The 19,718-nt window shown below is 68.4% G+C and carries 20 protein-coding genes and 3 pseudogenes; 9 read left to right on the plus strand and 14 right to left on the minus strand.

Annotated elements, in window-relative coordinates:
* Window positions 1–455: 455 nt before the first annotated feature.
* Entirely contained in the window at window positions 456–1,214 is a 759-nt protein-coding gene (locus M4V62_RS42380; RefSeq protein ID WP_249592525.1) for a class I SAM-dependent methyltransferase, read from the plus strand.
* Between the two features lie 178 nt (window positions 1,215–1,392).
* On the opposite strand, the gene M4V62_RS42385 is transcribed toward M4V62_RS42380, so the two are convergent.
* Together M4V62_RS42385 and M4V62_RS42390 are read right to left on the minus strand one after the other, a co-directional pair.
* Window positions 1,393–1,575: a hypothetical protein gene (locus tag M4V62_RS42385; RefSeq protein ID WP_249592526.1), complete on the minus strand. Its 183-nt coding sequence runs from the start codon at window positions 1,573–1,575 to the stop codon at window positions 1,393–1,395.
* 292 nt (window positions 1,576–1,867) lie between these two features.
* On the minus strand, window positions 1,868–2,440 hold the full coding sequence (locus M4V62_RS42390) for a dihydrofolate reductase family protein (protein ID WP_249592527.1): 573 nt from the start codon (window positions 2,438–2,440) through the stop codon (window positions 1,868–1,870).
* A 130-nt stretch (window positions 2,441–2,570) separates the two neighbouring features.
* On the opposite strand from M4V62_RS42390, the gene M4V62_RS42395 reads away from it, so the two are divergent.
* On the plus strand, window positions 2,571–3,308 hold the full coding sequence (locus tag M4V62_RS42395; RefSeq protein ID WP_249592528.1) for a winged helix-turn-helix transcriptional regulator: 738 nt from the start codon (window positions 2,571–2,573) through the stop codon (window positions 3,306–3,308).
* A 173-nt stretch (window positions 3,309–3,481) separates the two neighbouring features.
* Here the strand turns inward: M4V62_RS42395 and M4V62_RS42400 are convergent, their stop codons facing one another.
* Both M4V62_RS42400 and M4V62_RS44105 read right to left on the minus strand, forming a co-directional pair.
* Window positions 3,482–3,790: an NAD(P)-binding domain-containing protein gene (locus tag M4V62_RS42400; protein WP_249592529.1), complete on the minus strand. Its 309-nt coding sequence runs from the start codon at window positions 3,788–3,790 to the stop codon at window positions 3,482–3,484.
* Window positions 3,783–4,678 (minus strand): annotated as a pseudogene (locus tag M4V62_RS44105) (NAD(P)-dependent oxidoreductase). The gene M4V62_RS42400 and the pseudogene M4V62_RS44105 overlap by 8 nt, the downstream one beginning before the upstream one ends.
* Before the next feature lie 840 nt (window positions 4,679–5,518).
* On the opposite strand from M4V62_RS44105, the gene M4V62_RS42420 reads away from it, so the two are divergent.
* Window positions 5,519–6,475 carry a hypothetical protein gene (locus tag M4V62_RS42420; RefSeq protein ID WP_249592532.1) on the plus strand — a complete coding sequence of 319 codons (957 nt, stop codon included), beginning with the start codon at window positions 5,519–5,521 and terminating at the stop codon, window positions 6,473–6,475.
* 41 nt (window positions 6,476–6,516) lie between these two features.
* On the plus strand, window positions 6,517–6,789 hold the full coding sequence (locus M4V62_RS42425; RefSeq protein WP_249592533.1) for a hypothetical protein: 273 nt from the start codon (window positions 6,517–6,519) through the stop codon (window positions 6,787–6,789).
* A gap of 162 nt (window positions 6,790–6,951) precedes the next feature.
* On the opposite strand, the gene M4V62_RS42430 is transcribed toward M4V62_RS42425, so the two are convergent.
* The 3 genes from M4V62_RS42430 to M4V62_RS42440 form a co-directional block, all read right to left on the minus strand.
* Window positions 6,952–8,421, minus strand: a complete 1,470-nt coding sequence (locus M4V62_RS42430; protein WP_249592534.1) for an FG-GAP repeat protein — start codon at window positions 8,419–8,421, stop codon at window positions 6,952–6,954.
* A gap of 382 nt (window positions 8,422–8,803) precedes the next feature.
* Window positions 8,804–9,328 (minus strand): 2'-5' RNA ligase family protein, encoded by a 525-nt coding sequence (locus tag M4V62_RS42435; RefSeq protein WP_249592535.1) that lies wholly within the window; start codon window positions 9,326–9,328, stop codon window positions 8,804–8,806.
* A gap of 355 nt (window positions 9,329–9,683) precedes the next feature.
* Window positions 9,684–11,051, minus strand: a complete 1,368-nt coding sequence (locus M4V62_RS42440) for a cytochrome P450 (RefSeq protein ID WP_249592536.1) — start codon at window positions 11,049–11,051, stop codon at window positions 9,684–9,686.
* Window positions 11,052–11,693: 642 nt separating this feature from the next.
* On the opposite strand from M4V62_RS42440, the gene M4V62_RS42445 reads away from it, so the two are divergent.
* Entirely contained in the window at window positions 11,694–11,903 is a 210-nt protein-coding gene (locus M4V62_RS42445) for a DUF6243 family protein (protein WP_249592537.1), read from the plus strand.
* Between the two features lie 138 nt (window positions 11,904–12,041).
* Here M4V62_RS42445 and M4V62_RS42450 read toward each other — a convergent pair whose 3' ends face one another.
* Window positions 12,042–12,647 (minus strand): PASTA domain-containing protein, encoded by a 606-nt coding sequence (locus M4V62_RS42450; RefSeq protein ID WP_249592538.1) that lies wholly within the window; start codon window positions 12,645–12,647, stop codon window positions 12,042–12,044.
* 338 nt (window positions 12,648–12,985) lie between these two features.
* Here M4V62_RS42450 and M4V62_RS42455 point away from each other — a divergent pair, with 338 nt between their 5' ends.
* On the plus strand, window positions 12,986–13,189 hold the full coding sequence (locus M4V62_RS42455) for a hypothetical protein (protein ID WP_249592539.1): 204 nt from the start codon (window positions 12,986–12,988) through the stop codon (window positions 13,187–13,189).
* A 354-nt stretch (window positions 13,190–13,543) separates the two neighbouring features.
* On the opposite strand, the pseudogene M4V62_RS42460 reads toward M4V62_RS42455, so the two are convergent.
* The 4 genes and pseudogenes from M4V62_RS42460 to M4V62_RS42475 form a co-directional block, all read right to left on the minus strand.
* Window positions 13,544–13,756, minus strand: a pseudogene (locus tag M4V62_RS42460) (helix-turn-helix domain-containing protein); the annotation flags it as partial.
* 146 nt (window positions 13,757–13,902) lie between these two features.
* Complete coding sequence (locus tag M4V62_RS42465; protein WP_249592540.1) at window positions 13,903–14,697, minus strand: SDR family NAD(P)-dependent oxidoreductase; 795 nt, start codon at window positions 14,695–14,697, stop codon at window positions 13,903–13,905.
* 93 nt (window positions 14,698–14,790) lie between these two features.
* The gene (locus M4V62_RS42470) at window positions 14,791–15,549 is read right to left on the minus strand and encodes an SDR family NAD(P)-dependent oxidoreductase (protein WP_249592541.1); all 759 of its coding nucleotides are present in this window, start codon (window positions 15,547–15,549) and stop codon (window positions 14,791–14,793) included.
* Window positions 15,550–15,664: 115 nt separating this feature from the next.
* The gene (locus M4V62_RS42475) at window positions 15,665–15,931 is read right to left on the minus strand and encodes an Atu4866 domain-containing protein (protein WP_249592542.1); all 267 of its coding nucleotides are present in this window, start codon (window positions 15,929–15,931) and stop codon (window positions 15,665–15,667) included.
* Window positions 15,932–16,070: 139 nt separating this feature from the next.
* Here M4V62_RS42475 and M4V62_RS42480 point away from each other — a divergent pair, with 139 nt between their 5' ends.
* Both M4V62_RS42480 and M4V62_RS44045 read left to right on the plus strand, forming a co-directional pair.
* Complete coding sequence (locus M4V62_RS42480; RefSeq protein WP_249592543.1) at window positions 16,071–16,919, plus strand: helix-turn-helix transcriptional regulator; 849 nt, start codon at window positions 16,071–16,073, stop codon at window positions 16,917–16,919.
* A gap of 126 nt (window positions 16,920–17,045) precedes the next feature.
* A pseudogene (locus M4V62_RS44045) lies at window positions 17,046–17,177 on the plus strand (zinc finger domain-containing protein); the annotation flags it as partial.
* 238 nt (window positions 17,178–17,415) lie between these two features.
* Here the strand turns inward: M4V62_RS44045 and M4V62_RS42485 are convergent.
* The gene (locus M4V62_RS42485) at window positions 17,416–17,973 is read right to left on the minus strand and encodes a TetR/AcrR family transcriptional regulator (protein WP_249592544.1); all 558 of its coding nucleotides are present in this window, start codon (window positions 17,971–17,973) and stop codon (window positions 17,416–17,418) included.
* Window positions 17,974–18,064: 91 nt separating this feature from the next.
* Between M4V62_RS42485 and M4V62_RS42490 the strand changes: the two genes are divergently transcribed.
* The gene (locus M4V62_RS42490) at window positions 18,065–19,114 is read left to right on the plus strand and encodes a zinc-binding dehydrogenase (protein WP_249592545.1); all 1,050 of its coding nucleotides are present in this window, start codon (window positions 18,065–18,067) and stop codon (window positions 19,112–19,114) included.
* Window positions 19,115–19,273: 159 nt separating this feature from the next.
* Here the strand turns inward: M4V62_RS42490 and M4V62_RS42495 are convergent, their stop codons facing one another.
* Complete coding sequence (locus M4V62_RS42495; protein ID WP_249592546.1) at window positions 19,274–19,672, minus strand: hypothetical protein; 399 nt, start codon at window positions 19,670–19,672, stop codon at window positions 19,274–19,276.
* Window positions 19,673–19,718: the final 46 nt, after the last annotated feature.

Genomic DNA, 19,718 nt, shown 5'->3' on the forward strand with positions numbered 1-19,718 from the left:
CGCAAGACCAGGGTCGGCGGGCGCGCCCCCTCGCGCCCCCTCCAGCAGAGGAGCCGCACTCCGACTGACATCGGCGCCTCTGCTATGTCCGCGGCTGCGTACGGCCGGGGCGCAGGGGATGTCGGCCCGGGTGGTGAGGTGTGTCTTCCACGACCGCGGTGCCGAGCACGACACCCGCCCGCGCCGGAAGCGGTCGGCTCCCACTTCGGGACCGGGACGGGCAACAAAGTAGCTACTCGCGCCCAAGCGAAGCGCGGTGCAGGCTGCCTTACGCGATCAGTAGAGGTTCAATGGTGGGCTCTGGGAGCGCACACGGTCAAGTGGGCGGCTGCCTCAGGGCTCGTCCGGCGGGTCATGGGCCGATCCAGGGCCGATCCAGGGCCGGACCGAGGTGAGGACCGGCCGGTGCCCTAATCGTGTTGACCGCTCCTGGCAGGCAGTGCTGGAGTCGGCGCGTGGACAGCATCCCCGCCAACCGGCGGCTCTGGAACCAGATCAGCAGCGCCTACCAGCACGAGCACGATCCGCAGATCGGTGCCATGCCCCGGCTGTGGGGCATGTACTCCGTCCCCGACGCGCACCTGCACGCGCTGGGTGACGTCACGGGCAAGCGCGTCCTTGAGCTCGGCTGCGGCGCCGGCCAGTGGTCAAGGGCGCTGGCCGCCGAGGGCGCGGACGTGGTCGGGCTCGACCTGTCCGAAGCCCAACTCGCGGCAGCGGGCCGCGCGATGGGAGCGGGCCGCGCGATGGGGGCGTCCCGCTACGCGCTGGTGCAAGGCGCCGCCGAGCAACTCCCGTTCGCCGCCGGGAGCTTCGACCTGGTGTTCTGCGATTTCGGTGGGCTCAGCTGGGCGCCCGCGCATCTGGCCGTCCCGCAGGCCGCACGGGTCCTGGGCCGAGGTGGGCGGCTGGTGTTCAACGTCGCCAGCCCATGGTTCGAAGCTTGCTACGACGAAGCTGCCAGCCGCGTGACCACGACGCTGCGGCAGGACTACTTCGGGCTGAACACCATCGCCGAAGACGACGGCGCGAGCAGCTATCAGCTCACCTACGGCGACTGGGTCAAGGTCCTGCGCGGCGCGGGCCTCATCATCGACGACCTCATCGAGCCGCGGCCCGAACTCGAAACACCCAACGGCTACAACGAAACCGACCCACCCGACTGGGCACACCGCTGGCCGGCGGAACTGCTCTGGGTAACCCACAAACCCTAAGTTCCGCCGCGCCGAGACGTGAAGGCATCTCCTCGCCGGCCGGGGAGAAGCCCTCCTGGAGCGTTTCGCCTGCCGGCACCGTCGGTAACGAGTGTCTCTCAAGCACCGGCGGACAGACGCTCCTGCATGGCGAAGGCCCCGGTCGCTGCCAGCGGCCGGGGCCTTGACGTCAGCGGACCTAGTAGTCGGTATCGTCGCCGATGTCCACGCCTACTTCTTTGATCTTCCCGCTGGTGCTCAGGACCGCGTACACATAGCTGGTTCCCTTGGCCCCGGCGTTGCGCGCGTGATGGATGGCGTCCTCAAGCTCGTCGAGAGTGATGTCCTTCTCGGCGCCGCTGAACTTGATTCTGGATGGCATACGCACATCCTGTCGGGCACGGCAGAAGCCGGTAGGGGTTTCGCGAACCTGACCAGGAGCCGTGCGTCACCATCAAGTTCCACTTGTTCGCCCGCGCCCTTATCGGCGGGCGCCGGGATGGTCCGGCCCGTCCACGACGGCTTCGTCCCAGGACGGGGGATCCGGCACGCGGAGCGCGATGCCGTCGGGGCGCAGTTCGAGCGAGCTTCCTCCAGCAGCTCCCGATCCCGTCGCTCTCACCCTTGGGGGAGAGGCCCGTGCCGGGGCAGCGGCAGTTCGCACGCCGGCCCGTTTAGTGGACGACGTCGAAGATCTGCTTCTGCATGCCGTTGGCGTACGTCTTGTGCTCGACGAGCTTGAGCTTCTGGGTGTCCTTGTCGGTGGTGGAGAAGAGTCGCTTGCCCGCGCCGAGGAGGAGAGGGAACACGAGCAGGTGGTAGCGGTCGATCAGGCCCGCGTCGGAGAGGTTGCGGTTGAGGGTGGCGCTGCCGTGCATGATGATCGGGCCGCCCTCGCTCTCCTTGAGCGCCGCGACCTCATCCAGTGAGCGGAGGATGGTGGTCTCGGCCCAGTTGTCGACCAGGTCGTTCTCCGTGAGAGTGGTGGAGACGACGTACTTGGGCAGCGGTCTGTAGCCGGCGAACTCCGCCATGTCCGGCCACACGGGGCTGAACGCCTCGTAGCTGGTGCGGCCGAACAGCATCGCCGTGGCCTCCTCCTGCTCATGCCCCTTGAGTTCGTACGCCTCCTCCACGAACTCGACCTCCTTGAAGGTCCAACCGGAGTTGCGGTAGCCGGGCTCGCCGCCGGGGGCCTCCATGACGCCGTCGAGTGAGACGAAGGCGGAGCTGATCAGGGTGCGCATCTCAAGTCTCCTGAGTTTTCTGGTGTCTGCGGGCCGGACCCCCGGCCTGCGTGGATCAACCTAGAGGTGCTACTTCTGTTTTGCAAGCATTAAATTTCGAAGAAGAAGTAGCGTGGGTTAGAGTGGTGCCATGGCAACGAAGCGGAGCTATCAAGACGCCTGCGGGATCGCCCACGGGCTCGATCTGGTCGGTGAACGCTGGGCGCTGCTCGTGGTGCGTGAGCTGCTCCTTGGGCCCAAGAGATACGGTCAACTGCGCGCGGACCTGCCCGGGATCGGGACGAACGTGCTCGCCCAGCGCCTGAGTGAGCTGGAGGCATCCCGTCTTCTGCGCAAGCGCCGTCTCCCGCCGCCCACGAGCGCGACGGTCTACGAACTCACCGAGTGGGCCTACGAGTTGGAGCCCGTGTTGCGCGCGCTCGGCCGCTGGGCCGTCCGTTCCCCCGACCACGACGCCGCGGCGTACCTTAGCGCGACCTCGTTCCTGCTCTCCCTGCGCACGAACTTCGATCCTGCCCGCGCCGAAGGCGTGCGCGCAAGGGTCGAGCTGCGCGTGGGTGCGGAGGTCGCCCGCGCGGTCCTGGAGGACGGGAAGCTCCTGGTCGAGAGGGGCCCGCAGGAGGCTCCGGACGCCGTGCTCACCGGACCGCCCGAGATCCTCGCCGGTGTGGTCTACGGCGGACACGACCTCGGCGCGACAGTCGCCGCGGGGCACATCCAGGCAGAGGGCGACCTCGCCGCCGCCGGGCGAATCCTGGGCGCGTTCAGCCTGCCCACACCCGTCGACCCCGCCGTGAGAACCGCGTATCCGGTGCCCAGCAGGGCCAGGTCGTGGATCGACGCGGAGCCGGGGTCGGTGCCGAAGTAGTGGGTCGGCGCCATCACTTCAAGCTCGCGCCGGTAGGTGGTGAAGGCATGCCGGGAACCGCGCCGGGAACCGCTGTAGAGGAAGAAGCCCTCTGGGGTGGCGACGGTCTCGGGGAGGGCCAGCATGGCGCCGTCGGGTAGTCGGCGCCGTGCCCGGCGGCCCAGGCGGCCAGCTCACGGGCGTGGTCGGGGGGTGCTGTTGGCGAGGTTGACCAGGGTGCGGCCGCGCAACGCGGAGGCGTTGGGGGCGAGGGCCTGCCGGACCGCGACGTGGTCGAGGAGCGAGGCGATCACCAGTGAGCCGGCCGCGACCGCATCGGCGGTCGTCCTCGCGCCGGTGGCGCCTTGTGCCACGAGCGCGTCGGCCTTGGCCGCGGTGCGGTTCCAAACAGTGACCGGGTAGCCGGTGTTGAGGAACGCGGAGGCAATCGGGGCGCCCATGCGGCCAAGGCCCAGGACGTGGGGCTTCGCCTGGTCAGGCATTCCGCTCGCCCTTCGTGATCGTCTCGATGACGCTGGCGATGCCGCTGGAGCCGTGGCCGGTGGCCGCCGCGCGATCCAGCAGGCTCCCGATCAGCTCTGGAACGTCAGTGCCGAGGCCGCGGGCCCGGCTGGTGTCCAGGAGGTGCTCCATCGCTGCCGCGTGCACCTCCACGGTGCCGTCGTCGTCCGGGAAGCGGCCGTCCTTGATCTGGCGGGCGTGGTCGGCCATCAGCGAGGTGACGAACGGCATGTGTTCCGTCGCCACCGTCGCGAAGGCCGACGGGTCGACGCCTGCCGCGCCCACCAGCGCGACGGCGTGGTAAAGCCCGCCAGCGCACCCCAGGCCATGCCGAACAGCGCGGTGTCGTACACCGGGGCCAGCGCCGGATCGGCTCCTAGGTGGACGGAGTTACCCAAGCGGGCCAACACCGTCCGGTGGGTGGCGAAAGCATGCAGGGAACCACTGAAGACGAACAGCGCCTCTGGCCGCCCGACAAGCCGTGTGCCGCTCATGGCAGCACCGTCGAGGTAGGCGGCGCCGTGCCCGCCCGCCCAGCCGGCCATCTGGGCCGCATCTTCCGGGGGTGCCGGAGGTCAGGTTCACCAGGGTCCGCCCGCGCGGGCGCGTCGCCACCGGCCGAGCAGATCGCTCACGGTCGCGTAGTCCGGCAGGCAGACCACGACCAGGGGACTCGCGGCGACCGCCTCTTCAACGGTCGCCGCACGGACGGCGCCCTGGGTGACGAGTGCGTCGGCCTTCGCGGCGGAGCGGTTCCATACGGTGGTGGCATGGCCGGTGGTGAGGAATGCCTGGGCGAGCCGGGTCCCCATCTGCCCCAGGCCGATCACCGACACCGTGGACTGCTGGTTGTTCTCGTACTCCGACATGCAATGACTCCTGGTTCTTTGCTACTTCGGCTGACCGCACCGGACAGTTCGTTCGGTGTGTCCTCAGTGTGTCGACCGGCGCTGGCGGAACTCTGTCGGTGCGCACCGCGCTGAGAAGCACCTCCGCAGAACCCTCACTTGGCACCGCGAAGTCGACTTCGGCCCCGGCCCCGCACTCCTCCTCGCCGAACTCGGCTTCCTCGCTGAACAACGCGGTGACGCGTCCGAGGCCCTGTCCCTGCACTACCAGGGCCTCTCCGTCGCCCGTGACAGCGGAGACCCCCGGTCCCTGGCTCTCGCCCACGAGGGCCTCGCCGGGGCCTACGCCCTCGCGGGTCAACCCGCGCAGGCCGCCCGCTTCCTGGGCACAGCTACCGGGCCCGTGAGTCAGCCGGCGCTCCACTCCCGGAGGCCGAGCGCGGCGATGTCGAACGCATCACCGCCAAGACCCTCGCGGCGCTGGGCACAGACATGTTCGCTGCTGAGTTCTCTGCCGGCATTGATGAGGAGACCGACCTAGGACGCCATGGCGGGGCGACGAGTAGCGAGGGCTGAGGGACGGTCAGCGCGAGGGTCAGGCGAAGCTGGTTCGCTGGCCCGAAGAGGGGGGTCGGGACGCTTCCTGGGACGAAGGACCGGTGGTCGGGCGCGGGAGTTGAGCGTCCGGTCCGGTGTGGGGACGCGTCGAGGAACGCGAATGTGATCTTCGTTTGCTTGGTTCCAGTGATCCTTACCCCTCGATGGCATGCTCAATGCGGCTTATATCCATGGAATGATCATTTATGACCTACCGTCACCTCTCGATCGCAGTGACGGCTGAACATCCCATGGGGGGACATGATGAAGCTTTCCGTTGACAAAGCATCGGCGCTGGCCGGTATGGCGGCGGTGGCCGCCTCCGCCATGCTGGTCACCACGGTTCCGGCGTTCGCCGGCACGGGCATGCCCGCGCCCGGTGCGGACGTCGCGGCGTCCGTCGTGGAAAGCGCCACTGGCACCACCCACCTGACCACCCCGCGGACAGGTGGGGGCAACCTGATCGCGGACGTGGCGGGAACGCGCGTGGAGATGCCTGCCACCAGCTCCGGCAAGATCGCCGTGACTGATCCTGAAGGGACTCGGGTGGCCATTGGCCTGCCGGGCTCGGCTGCCGCATCGGCAAGCGCCACGGCCAACGGCACCGTGATGTACACCCAGCCCGACGGACCCGTCGACATTGCCGCTCAGGTCAGCCGGGACGGCAGCGCGAGTGCTCTGATCACGCTGAAGAACGCGTCGGCGCCCACCGAGTACCGCTTCCCGCTGGACCTGCCCAGTGGCGCCCACGCCGCGCTCCTGGAAGAGGGAGGCGTAGTGGTGGGCGACAGCGCCGGCGAGGTGGTCGGTCTCTTCGAAACCCCCTGGGCCAAGGACGCCAACGGCAAGCCGGTGCCCACCACTTACCGGCTTGAGGGGGACAAGGGGGACACCCTCATCCAGACCATCCAGACGGACAAGTCCACCGCCTGCCCCGTCGTCGCCGACCCCAAGTGGTGGGACAAGACCAAGGAGATCGCAGGCGGGATGGTCAGCGACACCTGGAATTCCATGAAGTGCGGTGCCGCCCTCGCCGCGGCATTCGCCCCGGGAAAGGCCGCCTTCAAGGTGATCAAGAACGCCGGTGGCGTCAAGAAGGTACTTGCCACCCTCGCCAGCGTGGACACCAAGAAGGGCGCCATGGCCGCACTCGGATCCGGCGGATCTACGCTGTTCGGCATCAAATCCATCAAGAAGGCCTGCTATGACGGCCTGAAGTAGACGTCATCTCTTCCCCTGTTTTCTTCCCCTGAGGGATTGCTGTGAACACCCAGAACACTGACGCCGCGGGCCGACGGACCGTCCCCTGGCGCGGGGCGGCGATGCTCGCCTTCGGCTACGCCGTCTTCTACATGCCTCTGGCCTACTTTATCGACCACCCGATCAGCCTGCACTGGTTGATATGGCCTGTTGTGGCAGTGGCCGGCCTGACATTCGCTGCCGACTGGAAGGGCATCGGCGACCGCCCCTGGTTCGTCAGGACGATGTTCCTGCTCATCGTCGTGGTCGCGATCATCGGCGCCGTCCTGTCCTGACATCAGAAGTTTCCTGCGGCTCGACTGCCGAGCAAGATGAAGCCCGGAGGTAATTCGACTGTCTCCGGGCCTCACCCTGTGCGAAGCCGACACTCAGCGCTCGCGGGCCAGTTCGCTGAGTGAGGGCACTGTCAGTGAGGGCGCAGCTTCCGTAGGGCGCGGTCAGTGGCTGTTCAGCGGCTTGCCGTAATTCTGAGCCGTGGAGAGGTACGGGAGGCCGAGCGTGCGAGGCGAGAAGGCCGCCGAGTCGCGGGCCGAGCCGCGGGGGAGGACCCAAACGGCGCCCAGGGAGGCGTTCTCGCCAGGGGAGCCGACCGTGACATCCGGTACGCCGTCGGCGTTGTAGTCGCCCGTGGCGGCCGCCGCGCCGAAGGTGTCGCCCGTCTCGGCGACGCCCGGGACGCCGGACGTGTCCTGGTTCCAGGCGACGGACCTGGCTGCGCCGCCTGCGTCGAGCAGGCCCTGCGCGCCTCCGTGGAGCAACCAGGCGGCGCCCGCCCCCGCCTTGCTCGAGATGGCCTCACCGGGAGCGCCCGCGATCAGGTCGTCGCGGCCGTCGCGGTTGACGTCGGCGACGGCGAGGGCGGCGCCGAAGCGGTCGCCGTCTTCGGCCACCCCGGGGACGCCCGCCGTGTCCTGGTTGAGGGTCTGGGCGCGGCTGCCGAACGAGCCGGCCTCGGGACTTCCGTAGTGGAGGTGGATGCCTCCCCCCTTGGCGAGCTTTTCGGGGCCGCACGGGTCGTCGATGTTCTCGTCGGCGATCTCACGGCATTCGCCGAGCGCCAGGTCGTCGTGACCGTCACCGTCGAAGTCGCCGGCGGCCAGCGCGGTCACGCCGGCGCTGTCCGTGTTCCAGAAGTTGGCCATCTCGGCCCGGTCGGCGTCCCACTTCCACAGGCGCACGTGGGACTGCGTGTTGGGGTCGCCCGCGGTCCAGTACGCCACGGCCAGGTCGTCGCGGCCGTCGCTGTCGAAGTCGCCGGTGGTCAGGATGGGGGCGCGGCCTCCCATGGGGGCGGTGACGACGGTGGTGATCATGCTGTCTTCACCCTGGATGACACGAGCGACGACCTTGTCCGTGCCGCCGATCACGATCACCTTGTTGTCGCCGCCGGTCAGGTCGGCTGCCGCGACCGATTTGCCGTACGCAGCTGCCGGCGCAGGCCCGGTCAGGACCGTCGACGCCGGCCCCGGCCCGTCCTTCGAGCCGCCCACAGCGATGACCATGCCCGCGTCCGCACCGCGGTCGGTGACGTCCTCGCCGGGGACACCGACGAGCAGTTCCGCGATGTCGTCGCCGTTGAGGTCCGTCAGGGTCACGGACGCGCCGAAGCGGTCGCCCGCCTCCGGGGCGCCGGGAACCTCGGGAGTGGCCTGGGTGACACGGATGCTTCCGTGGGCGCCGACGCCCTTCGGACCGCCCCAGACGACGTTCACGTACCCGGCCTTGGCCTGGCCGTCGACGGTCCCGTCCGGTACGCCGACGGCGAGGTCCGCGTAGCCGTCGCCGTTGAAGTCGCTCGTGGTGGCCGTGGGTGCGGCGGCGGTGGCACCGGACGGGAGCACGAGCCCGGCGGTGACCGCAGCGGCGGTTGCGATGGCGTATGTCAGGATGCGGCGGCTGTGTGGCATGGCGGCTCTCACTCGGTCGACGGGGCGCGGGTCTGCCTGGTGTGACCGCCGAAGGGCGGAGCTGGTTGTATGGACTTCACCGCTGGTTGGTGCCGGGTTCAAGATGGGCGAGCGAGACCTCCGGTGTTACGGGCGCCTCCGCAGAAGCACGGGGGATGTTCCGCCACTTGCGGGACATCTGATGCGTCAGCTGGGCGTGGCCCGCGAACGCAGTCTGTCGGCAACGGTGAGCAGTCTTCCGGCGAGGGCGCGCAGGGTGAGGGCGCGGAAGCCCGGTGACGCGCTCGTGCAAGCCACGACGGAGGGTGCGATGCGGGGCGCAACCCCCGCAACGCTCAGCTTCTGGCAGACCGGCTGAAGACCGATCGCAAACTCCGCCCGGTCAAGTGGTGAGTGGGAACTCCGCGAGAACCTGCCAACCGTCGGGCGTGAGAGCGACCACGTGCACAGCGGACACCTCAGTGCGGATGGGCAGACGGCCGGTGACTCGGCGCGCGATGTCGGCTGCCGTGCGGGCAGTTGCGTCCAGCGATACGGTGACGTGCACCTGCGGGTCCTGTCCGAACCGGCCGCCGTAGGGGACCTGTTCGGGGAACGCGGTGCGAACGGCGGTGGCCAGGGAGCGCAGTTCGGGCACCGGGATGCCGATGAACGCGCCGGCCTGCTCGACCTCGGCCAGCCGCAGGGGAATCCGGCCGGCTTCCGGCGCGGCCCGCACCAGTACGGCCCGCAACCGCTCCAGCTCCCTCGCGTCGACCTCCTCGGCGGGCAGCCACGGGTAGAGCAGCGTCGCATGTGCGGGCACACCCGGCCGAACCACCCGCGTGTCCACCTGGGAGGCCAGCTCCAGCAGCGGTTCGGCGTCCGGCAGCAGTGCCAGGACAGCCGTCGTTCCCGGCGCAGGCATCGTCGCCCTCACCCCGTCTCTCGCATCGAGTTGCGCCGCACCAGCCTGAGACGGAGAGCCCCGCGTCCCTTCAGGCGTGACGACGTTCGTGACCGGGCGCTTCGCGTGCTCGAAGCGATCTTCGGCACCGGTCGCTGAGGAGAAGTGTCACCGACAGCGCGCATCTGTGTCACCAGCGCATGCCCATCGCTCCCACCCCAGCCGTTGCGAGTGAACCGACCGTCCGAGGCCTTCGCCCCGTCGTCGGGACGGTGCGGGCCCACCACGGCGGCCTGGCGGCGCAACGTCGGCTGCACGGCCACCGGTCGGTAGCGTGCCCATTGCGCACGCTGGTCGGCTGAGCGATGGCCCTTCCTTATGGCTCCGGACACGGCTGGCCCGGGGTGCGTGGGTGGAGTGTCATGTGGATGTCGTCCTCCGCCCAGAGGACGAACCGTTCGATGGGCGTCACCTCGTGACCTGGCACGGGCCTGAAGCGGAAGCGTTTGAGCAGTACGGCCAGGACGAGTTCTGCCTCGACCATGGCCAGGGCCGCACCCTCGCAGCTACGGGGGCCGAGCCCGAAGGGGATGTAGGCCAGCCTCGGCCGCTTGGCCACCTCGTCCGGGGTGAACCTCTCGGGCGTGAACTTCTCGGGTTCGGGCCAGTAGTCGGGGTTCATGTGGACGGCCCAGAAGGGATAGAAGACCGTGGCCCCCGCCGGGACGTGATAGTCGCCCAGGACGAGTTCCTCGGTCGTCTCCCGCGCGCCGTACGGGCCGGGCGGGTAGAGCCGCATTGACTCCTTGAGCGTCATGTCGAGAAGGGTGAGTTCGCGCAGGTCGGCGTAGTCGGGCGCCGGGCGATCGCCGAGCACGCGGTCCAGCTCGTCCGCGACCCGATCGGCGATCTCCGGGTGGCGGCCCAGCAGATGCAGCGTCCAGGAGACGGCGACCCCGGTGGTGTGGTGCGCTGCCAGCATCGTCACCATGACGGTGTCGCGGATGCGCACGGGGCTCTCACCGGCCTCGACGAGCGCCCCGATCAGATCGCTCTTGTCCGCACGGCCGCCCGAACCGTGCGCGGCGATCACCTCGTCGACCGTCGCACGCAGATAGGTGAGGGCCTCGTCGGCCTGCCTGGCCCGCTCCTCTTGGGTGCCGGGGACGGGCACATGGTAGAGGCGTCCGAGATATTCGGTCAGCACGTCTTCGAACGCGGCGATGACGCGGTCAGGGTCCGGGGCGGCGCCGCCCAGCGAGAACTGGCAGATCATACGGAGCGCCAGCGCGGTGAGGTCCTTCTGCAACGCGACCGGCTTGCCGGGCCTCTTGCGCTCTGAGGTCTCCCGCACTGCCTGCTGGGCCCATTGGTCGGCGAGAGCCGTGGCCATTGCCGTGAACTGCGCGAAGTGCCGCTCGTGGGAAGGGCGTCCGGCCAGCACCGACAGCAGCACGCGCCGCCACGGGGCGTGCTGCTCGGCGTCGAGCACCTGCAGGTTGTCCGCCTCGCACAGCGGGGCCAGAAACTCGAAGAGCTGCTCCGGGCGCTTGTTGATATGAGCCGTGGCCTCCAGCAGTACGGGGTCGGCCACTGATACGGCTGTTTCGGCGCCCGGCAGTTGGAACCGTACGACGGGCCCGTACTCGGCGTGCAGGCGTAACTGGTAGTTGTGCAGTCCCCCTGCTGCCGAGACGGCGCCGACCCCGCCGTCCGCGCGGGGCTCAGGACCGGGAATACGCATGGCCGTACCTCCTCGGTGACGGATGCTCACGGACGAAGCCTAGATGCGTAAGGCCGGTGTCTGAACTGGTGGCTGTTGGAGCGGGTGGCTCTTTGGTGTGCTTCGGGTCCTGGGCGTTGAGCCCGCCGCAGCCAGCAGCCAGCAGCCAGCAGCCAGCAGCCGTAGTCGGGAGACCTGCGGTGGCTGCCGCGCCAGTGCCGCCAGATGGCCTTGTTCTGTCGGGCCAAGGAGTGGTGGGGGATGGTCACATCGAGTGGCCTCACCGTAGAAGTCTCAACCTCAACCTCAGCTTCAGCTTCAGCACAGCGGCACGGCAGGCAAACTGCCCGGGCCGGCAGGTCACGCCGGGACGGGGACAACCCACAGGACGGGTCCGCCCGCCCCTGTGGCCAAGTACACTCACTCCATCCCCAGCCGAGCCGGCCCGGCCGCTGGCGCTCTCCGAAGACCCGGCCTGATGTCGGGAGGCGGAAACTTGGTGTGCGGGGCCGAGGGAACCGGGTAACGTCATGGGCATGTTCTTCCAGACGCTGATTTACGAGTGAGAGCGTGATGGGCCCCTGCTGACGTCCTTCGACGTCGCCGCGCCCGTCACCCCGCCGATGAATCCGTAGAGCACTTCACATCATTTCGGGAGAACCCGTGAGCAAGAACATCAACAACCCCGTGGGCATGGGCGGCGGCAAGCGCAAGAAGCTGTCCCGCACCGAACGGCAGAACAACGGCCCGCACCGCAACCTCGACCGCCAGGGTGCCGCCGAGCAGAAGGCGGAGCTGGTGCGCAAGATGCGCGAGAAGACAGGCGCAGCCGAGGCCGCCGGACAGACGGGCGACGACAGCGCACAGAGCTGACGCGGCGCCGCCGCCGGGCGGCACCGCACGGGGCAGGGGCCCGGACCGCGACACGCGGTCCGGGCCCCTGCTGCCGTACCGGGGTCTGCTGCCGTTCCCCCGGGGACATTCCGTACTGCGCAGCGCAGGTAGCAGTCGTCAGGCCTTGATCTGAACCCGAATATTTCCCTCCCTCACGGGGTTCCCCGGTTTAGGCTCCTGACTTTCGATCTCCGCGGTGTCCGCGGCTTCTTTAGGGAAATCGAGTCGCAAATTCATGCCGTCAAGAACTTTCCGCGCTTGCGCAATGGTGATGCCCGTGACGTCGGGCGCTGATGGGTAGTCCTTGATGGCCTGGATGATGTCTTGCCGTGCCGAGTCGGAACTCTTCGAGGAGAAGTAGAAGGCCGTGATCGCCGCTGTTATGGTGATGAGCGCCGTCTTCAATTCGTTGTCGCCGACTGCTCCCGTGTACAGGGAGAGAACCGTCAGGATGACCAGGGCGCTGATTGAGATCAGTGCCATGGCGGCACGGACTATCCCCCCGTCGATCGACCTTCTGACAGTTGGATTGTCTCTGCGGGCAACCATCTGGTACCACTTCGCGATGAGCACGGCGACTACCGCGAAAACAAGCAGGAAGATGAGAACCCAGATAACACCGCCAGTGCCGTTGTCGTTAAGGTTCTTGGGCGTTCCAGGATCTGAAGGACTGGGGGTAGGGTCGACGGCGAGAGCCGCGAAAACAAGCTCGGGGAACGTCATTATGGCTCCCTTGAAAGAAGCTGACGTTGAAGCGCCCCGAGGGCTCAAAGTGGCCTAACTGAAAACGTAACCCTGTAGCGGGCAGGATGCAATTCGTCGGTTATGGGCCAGGCGCCCGTGGGCAACAGCTCGCACCTCGCAGAGCGGATTAGCCGCCGACAACCTGGCAACCGCCTGGAAGCGTGCCTTCGGGCGGGATCCCGATCCCTCCGAGTCGTACAGCGAAGCGATCAAGGGCGTGGAGTCGGCATCCCAGTCCCTCATCGAACCGAAACGACGCCAAGGCGACGCTCGGAACGATGCTGGGCGTGATTCGGATTTCGCCGCGGCGGTTCTCCATGGCGATCCCAGCAGGTGGGGGTTGGGACGACATCGCACTGGTGGTCGACATGATGCGGCGCCTGTGGCAGGGCCAGACCGCCCGGCACGGATCCCAGAGCCCGACGAGGCTTGAGAATCAGCGCGGGGCCGAGATGGCGGTGCACCTGGCTGCCACCCACGTGCGGTGGTTCACCACCGGTCTGGTCCAGCGAACACCGTAAGCAGGGCACCCAGCAGCGGTGCCACGGCCTCGCGCCGCTGCCGCCGTCGTAGCCCGCGCAGACTGGCTCTGCCCGGCCGCACCATGATGGAAAGACAGACGTGATGGCCGATCTGACGGCCAGTCTCTCCCCGGAGTAGACCGTGCTCCTGGCGAGGAGGCCCTCGCCCTCTGAGGCCCCTGCCGCCCTACAACGTCCGCTTCGCCTGCGCGACCACCGTCGCCTACATGCACGCCTCCGGACAGGGCCTCGACGCCCCCTTCGGGGAATTCGTTGACCTCACCCAGCAGTTGATGACCGCCAAGACGTACGTCTTCACCGCGGCCGACCAGATCCGGATGAACAGGCCACGTAAAGGGGCGGGCTCAATTTCTGGATCACTCGACAGGCCGTCGCTGACGAGACCCCGAACAGCGGCGCCAGCTGCCGCATCGTGAGGTTCGTGCGGTAGTACACCGTCACCAGCACCACGCGCTCGGCCAGCGCCAGACACCACGGCCGCCCCATCATCGTCCCGTTGCCGCCCCGCTCACGCACCACCCTCAGCAGCCGCTGAAGGGTAGCCATCTGCAGCTCAGTGAACGTCTCCACCCACAACACCTCAGCCCGCAACACCGCGACTCGAGCACCGCCCGGTTACATCATCCGGTGACAGGTGCCGACGACCACGGCTGCGGGCCGTGGTCGCCAGATATGTGCTGCCTGATGCGTCGTTAGATCGCGGTGAAACCTCCGTCGGCGGCGACCACGGCTCCCGTGACGAAACTGGAGCGGGGCGAGATGAGGAAGCACAGGACCTCGGCGATTTCCTGGGGCTGCGCGACTCGGCCCAGTGGTTGCGCGGCGGCGAAGGATGCCAGGTAGGCGCGGCTGTCGGGGCGGATCGTGTCGAGGAAGTCCGTCTCGATGACGCCCGCGGCCACGAGGTTGGCGCGGATGCCCAGTGGTCCGCCCTCGACGGCGAGTACCTTGGTCAGTTGGGCCAGAGCGCCCTTCGACGCGCTGTAGGCGACGCCTTCGGGCAGGGCGACGGTGGAGGCGTACGAGCCGGTGCTCACGATGGCGCCGCCGGCGCGGCTCTTCATGGCCCGGAATGCCTCGCGGGCGCAGAAGAAGGAGCCGCGGGCGTTGACCGCCATCACGGTGTCCCAGTCCTCGGCCGTGGTTTCGGTGACGGGCTTGTTCTGGGTGCGCCCGGCATTGTTCACGAGGATGTCCAGGCCGCCGAAGGCGTCCAGGGCCATTGCCACCGCGCGGTGGGCGGTCTCCTCCTGGGTGATGTCACCGTTTGTTGTGATGACGCCGGGAAACTGCTCCGCCAGGTTCGTGACGTCGGGGCGGAGGTCGAGGGCGACGACCTGGGCGCCGCGGGCGTGGAGGAGCGCCACGGTCTCCCGGCCCACCCCTCGCGCGGCTCCAGTGACGAGGGCGATCTTCCCAGCGAACTCAGTGGATTCGGATGTTGCTGCGGATGCGGATGCGGATGCGGATGCGGTTGCAGGTGTCATGGTGCGGTCCTGGAGTGGAGAAGGTGAGTGTGAGTGCGGGCGCCGTTGACGCATTCACGGCAGGCCCACGTGGACCTCGTAGGGCTGGGTGGTTCAGTGCGCGGTGAGGCCGCCGTCGACCACCAGCTCCGTGCCGGTGACGAACGAGGAGTCGTCGCAGGCCAGGAAGAGGATCGCGGGTGCGACCTCGTCGGCGCGGCCTGCCCGGCGCATGGGGGTGCGTTGGATGTCCGGCTGCTGGTCGCCTTGGTCGTCCAGGAGGTCCTGGATCATCGGCGTGGCGATCACCCCAGGATGCACCGAGTTGATCCGTACTCCCTGCCGGGCGTACTCGACCGCGGCGGTCTTGCTCAACAGGCGCACAGCCCCCTTGGACGCCTGGTAGGCCGCAGCCGCACCGCTTCCCACCAGGCCGAGTACGGACGACGTATTGATCACCGACGCGTTGCCGCTCGCACGCAGGAGCGGCATCGCCGCCTTCATGCCGAGCCAGGTGCCTTTTTGGTTCACGTCAATGACGCGGTCCCACGCCTCTTCCCGTGTGTCCTCGATACCTGGCCAGTCCACGATGCCGGCGAGGTTCACGAGCACGTCCAGCGTTCCGAACCGGTCGCGTACGACGGTGATCACTTCGTCCCACTCCCGCGCGGAGGAGACATCGAGGCGGGCAGCGACGACCTCCGCACCGCGTGCCTCGATCCGGCGGGACAGCTCCCGCAGCGGGCCTTCGGCGACGTCGGTGATCACCAGCCGGGCGCCTTCGTCGGCGAAGAGCTCGGCGGTCGCCGCGCCGAGGCCGCCGGTCGCGCCCGTGATCAGCGCGACCTTGCCGTCAAGTCGTTGTCCTGTCATGGATGTGGTCCTTGATCCTCGTTGATGTTGACTGCCGTTGTGTCGGAACTTCCTGGTCCGCCGACGGCGGAGTCGGCCCCCGCTACCAGGGCGGCGGTCACGGGCCCGGCCTTCTCTACGCCTGCTTCTGCTCCCGGTAGAGCACGAGGTGCTCGTGATAGAGCACTCCGTCCCGGATGTCGCCCGTGGCGGTAAAGCCGGTGTCGTCGACGTAGTCCAGGTGGCTGTCGATCACCGTGTACCGGCCGGTGTACGCGCTGGCCCGCTCGCCGCGGGCTTCGTCGTACCGGCCGTCCGGCAGCAGCTCCTGCCGGATGTGACCATCCGCGGTCACCCACATCCCGACCACGTCGACCTGGTCGCCTTCAACGGTCCCGGTCATGGCGGACTCCTCTCCTCGCACGATGTGGTCCTTCCGGCTCCACCGAGTCTGGGCAGGCCACCGGCCATCAACCAGGACGCGTGCTGGCTGGGCATGGCACACCCAGGCAGCACACCGAGCCCTCGCCTAGCCTGAACACATGGACGACAACCACTTGGGGGGCTTCCTGCGCGCACGCCGCGCCGGCCTGCGGCCGGAGGCCGTCGGCATGGCGAGTTACGGGCCCCGCAGAGTCGCCGGACTGCGCCGCGAGGAGGTCGCCGTCCTGGCCGGAGTCAACGCCGACTACTACACCCGCCTGGAACAAGGCCGTGAGCGCAACCCCTCACCCCAGGTGATCGACGCACTCAGCCGCGCATTGCACCTCGATACGGAGGCCCGCGCGCACTTGTACCGGCTGGCCGGGGCCACGCCGAACGACAGGCCCTCCGCCCATGCCACCGAGCAGGTGAGCCCGGCGCTGCGACAGCTGATGGACGGCTACCCGAACACTCCAGCGTTCGTCATGAACCGGACCCTGGACCTCCTCGCATCCAACACCCTGGCCGATGCCCTCTACGCCCCGTTCGAACCGGCGGACAACCTGGCCCGCATGACCTTCCTCGACCCCGCAGGCCGCACCTTCTACACCGACTGGGACCGGGCAGCACAGGCCACCGTCGCCAACCTCCGCGAGGCAACCGGATTCGACCCGGACAACCCACGGCTGCGCGAACTCGTCCGCACCCTCACCGAGGACAACGCGGACTTCACCCGCCTCTGGAACTCCCACACCGTGCGCGGCAAGACCCAGGACGCGAAACACCTTCTCCACCCGGACGTCGGCCCCCTCACCCTCACCTACCAGACTTTCGACGTACGCGACGCCCCCGGCCAGCAGCTCGTCATCTACCACGCCGAACCAGGCAGCCCCAGCGCCCACTCCCTCGATCTGCTCGGTTCCATCCACGCCACCCGCCGCTGGCCCGCCCCTCGGTCCCACCGCTAATCAGCCGACAGAGCATGGAGATCGGCGGCGATAGTGCCCGGTCGTTCTTCCTCCACGTGTTTCATTGGCGACTCATGAACCGGATCGCCGTGGGTGGACCGCCGGGCGGCGGGGTGTGACGACTTTATGCGCGTGGAATCGCACGCCTGCCCGATGTCCACCTGCGCTGCCCCGGCGGGCTCGTCCTGCCGCACCGGGAGGAGCAAGAGGGCCACCCCGTACCACGCCGCCGGCTTCCGCCTCGTGCCCCAACTCGCCAAGGTTCTCAACGTGTCGACCCCTGCCGTGCGCAAGCCGGGGTCGGTGGGGGCCGAACTGCCGCGGCCGGTGAGTACCGGCGCCGAACCGGTCGGGCACGTCCGCCTTGGCTATGCCCGCGTATCGACCACCCGGCAGTCCCTCGACGTACAGCTCCAGAATGACGGCGCCCCGAGCCGCTTGTGCTTGTGGACGTGTTCGCCGCGCGGCCGAACGACAGCACGTCGCCGGAAACGCTCTACCGGCGGGGTGACGTGCCACGTTGCACCAGGACTCGTGCCAGGTCAGTGCTCTCCTGAAGGGTGTCGAGCGAGAGGGGCTGCGTGGCGACAGCGCCCTCGTGCAGCACGAGGAGTTGAGTGGCGAGGGTGGCCGGGTGCGAGCAGCCCGCTGCGGCGGCGAGTTCCTTGAACAGGGTCAGCAGCCAGAGCTTCTGGTTCGCGGCGATGCGGTGTGCGGGATGTGAGGGGTCCGGGAGTTCGGCCAGCGCGTTGATGAAGGCGCATCCGCGGGTGTTGGTCCCGCTCCAGGCCCGCAGGGCCTCGAAGGGGGCGGTGACTGCCTCGGCCGGAGTGTCGGCGGCGTCAACGGCGGCACCGACGAGTGACCGCCAGCGCTGGTCGCGTTCCGTGAGACAGGCCGCCACGAGGTGGTCCTTCGAACCGAACTGGTTGTACAGGGTCCGCTTGGTCACGCCCGAGTGCTCGGCGATCAGATCCACACCGACCGCTGTGATGCCGCGGTTGTAGAACAACTCCTCGGCGGCCGCCACGATACGGCGGCCGGCCGGCGTCATAGGCCGCGCCTCCTGCACGACGGACCCCCTTCACAGAGCGGTGTACGGTGGATGATGTTTACAGATCAGTATACCCGAGGAGGTTCAAACGATGGGTGTGTCCGATTCCATGCGAGCGGTGCGCATCTCCAGGCACGGTGGACCGGAGGTCCTTGAGCTGACGGAGGTCGCCGTCCCCGCCCCTCAGGCGGGGGAGGTGCTGGTCCGCGTCGGCGCGGTAGCGCTGAACAACACCGACCTGTGGACCCGGGAGGGCGCCTATGGCCGTCCGGACGACCCGAAGGCACTGTCGGGATGGCGAGGCCCGATCGACTTCCCGCGCATCCAGGGCGCCGACGTGGCCGGACGGGTCGTGGCCGTCGGGACCGGCGTACCGGAGGACCTCGTAGGACGCCGAGTGGTCGTCGACCCCGCGATCTACGACACCGAAGGGCCGGACGCCAACCCCGTGGGCCTGATGGGCAGCGAACGCGATGGCGGATACGCCGAGTACGTGACGGCGCCGGTGAAGCGTGTGCACGACGTGACGGAATCTCCGCTCACGGACGAGCAGCTCGCGACGTTGCCGACCGCCTACGGCACGGCACTGGGCATGATCGAGCGAGGCCGCCTGCGCAAGGGGGAAACCGCCCTGGTCTCGGGAGCGTCCGGCGGCGTCGGCATCGCGCTGGTGCAGATCGCCCGTGCACGCGGCGCAAGGGTGCTCGCCATCAGCAGTGGACCCAAGATCGACGCCGTCCGCGAAGCGGGCGCGCACGAAGTCATCGACCGCTCAGGAGACATCGCCGAGCAAATCCGTGCCGCCGCATCGGAGGGCATCGACATCGCACTCGACGTCGTGGCCGGCGAACTGGTCAGCGAGGGACTGCCGTTGCTGCGCGAAGGGGGCCGCTGGGTCATCGCCGGCGCGCTCGGTGGATACGCCGTGACCCTTGATGTGCGCCGTCTCTACCTCCACAACGCCCAGGTCATCGGTTCCGCGATGCACACGCCCACCCACTTCGACCTGCTCATGGACCTGGCCCGGCGGGCAGAGGTCCACCCCGTCATCGCCGCGACTTTTTCGCTGGACGAGGCCGCTCAGGCGCAGGAAGAACTCTCCCGCAGGGGGCACGTGGGAAAGATCGTCATGCGTCCCTGAGTCGACGGTGCACATCTCCCGACAGCAGTCGTGGAACTCGGCGGCCAGCTGCAGGTCGGAAGGCCGACGTACGACAGCTACGCTGCGCAGGGTCATCAGCCCCTAGGCATTCCGTCGCTCCAGGAGACGTTTTTCGTCCGTTCACTCATGGGGCGGGTCTCAAGACGCGCAATCCACCTCGGATCCGCCATCGTGGAAGGTGCTGTTGCGAACCCAGCCGTGCCGGACGTCGCTGCCGTTGAAGAACCTGGTGTAGGTGTAGCGACGGCCGTCGCCTCCTTTCCTCGAGCAGTGGTAGTCGGCCGTGTGGTCCGGGCCGATGTAGCTGTGGGTGCAGGCGCTGTTCGGGTTTCCGTAGATCTTTGAGCCGGACGGGAGGGGGTTCTGGATGTAGCTCTGGCCGTCCTTGTCGCTGGCGCCCATGACGTTGCACGCCAGGGCTTTCTGGTCCTGCGTTTGTCGTCCGTCGCTGTAGCCCGACGCTGGTGCAGCGCTCAGCCCCAGTGCCAGTGACGCTCCGACCACCGCCATGATCGTGGCCTTGATTCCGCTGTGCATGTGTCCTCCCCGTTCGTAGGACGTGGGCGTCGGCGAGGCCCAGTTC

Source organism: Streptomyces durmitorensis (assembly GCF_023498005.1).
GTDB classification, from domain to species: Bacteria; Actinomycetota; Actinomycetes; order Streptomycetales; family Streptomycetaceae; genus Streptomyces; species Streptomyces durmitorensis.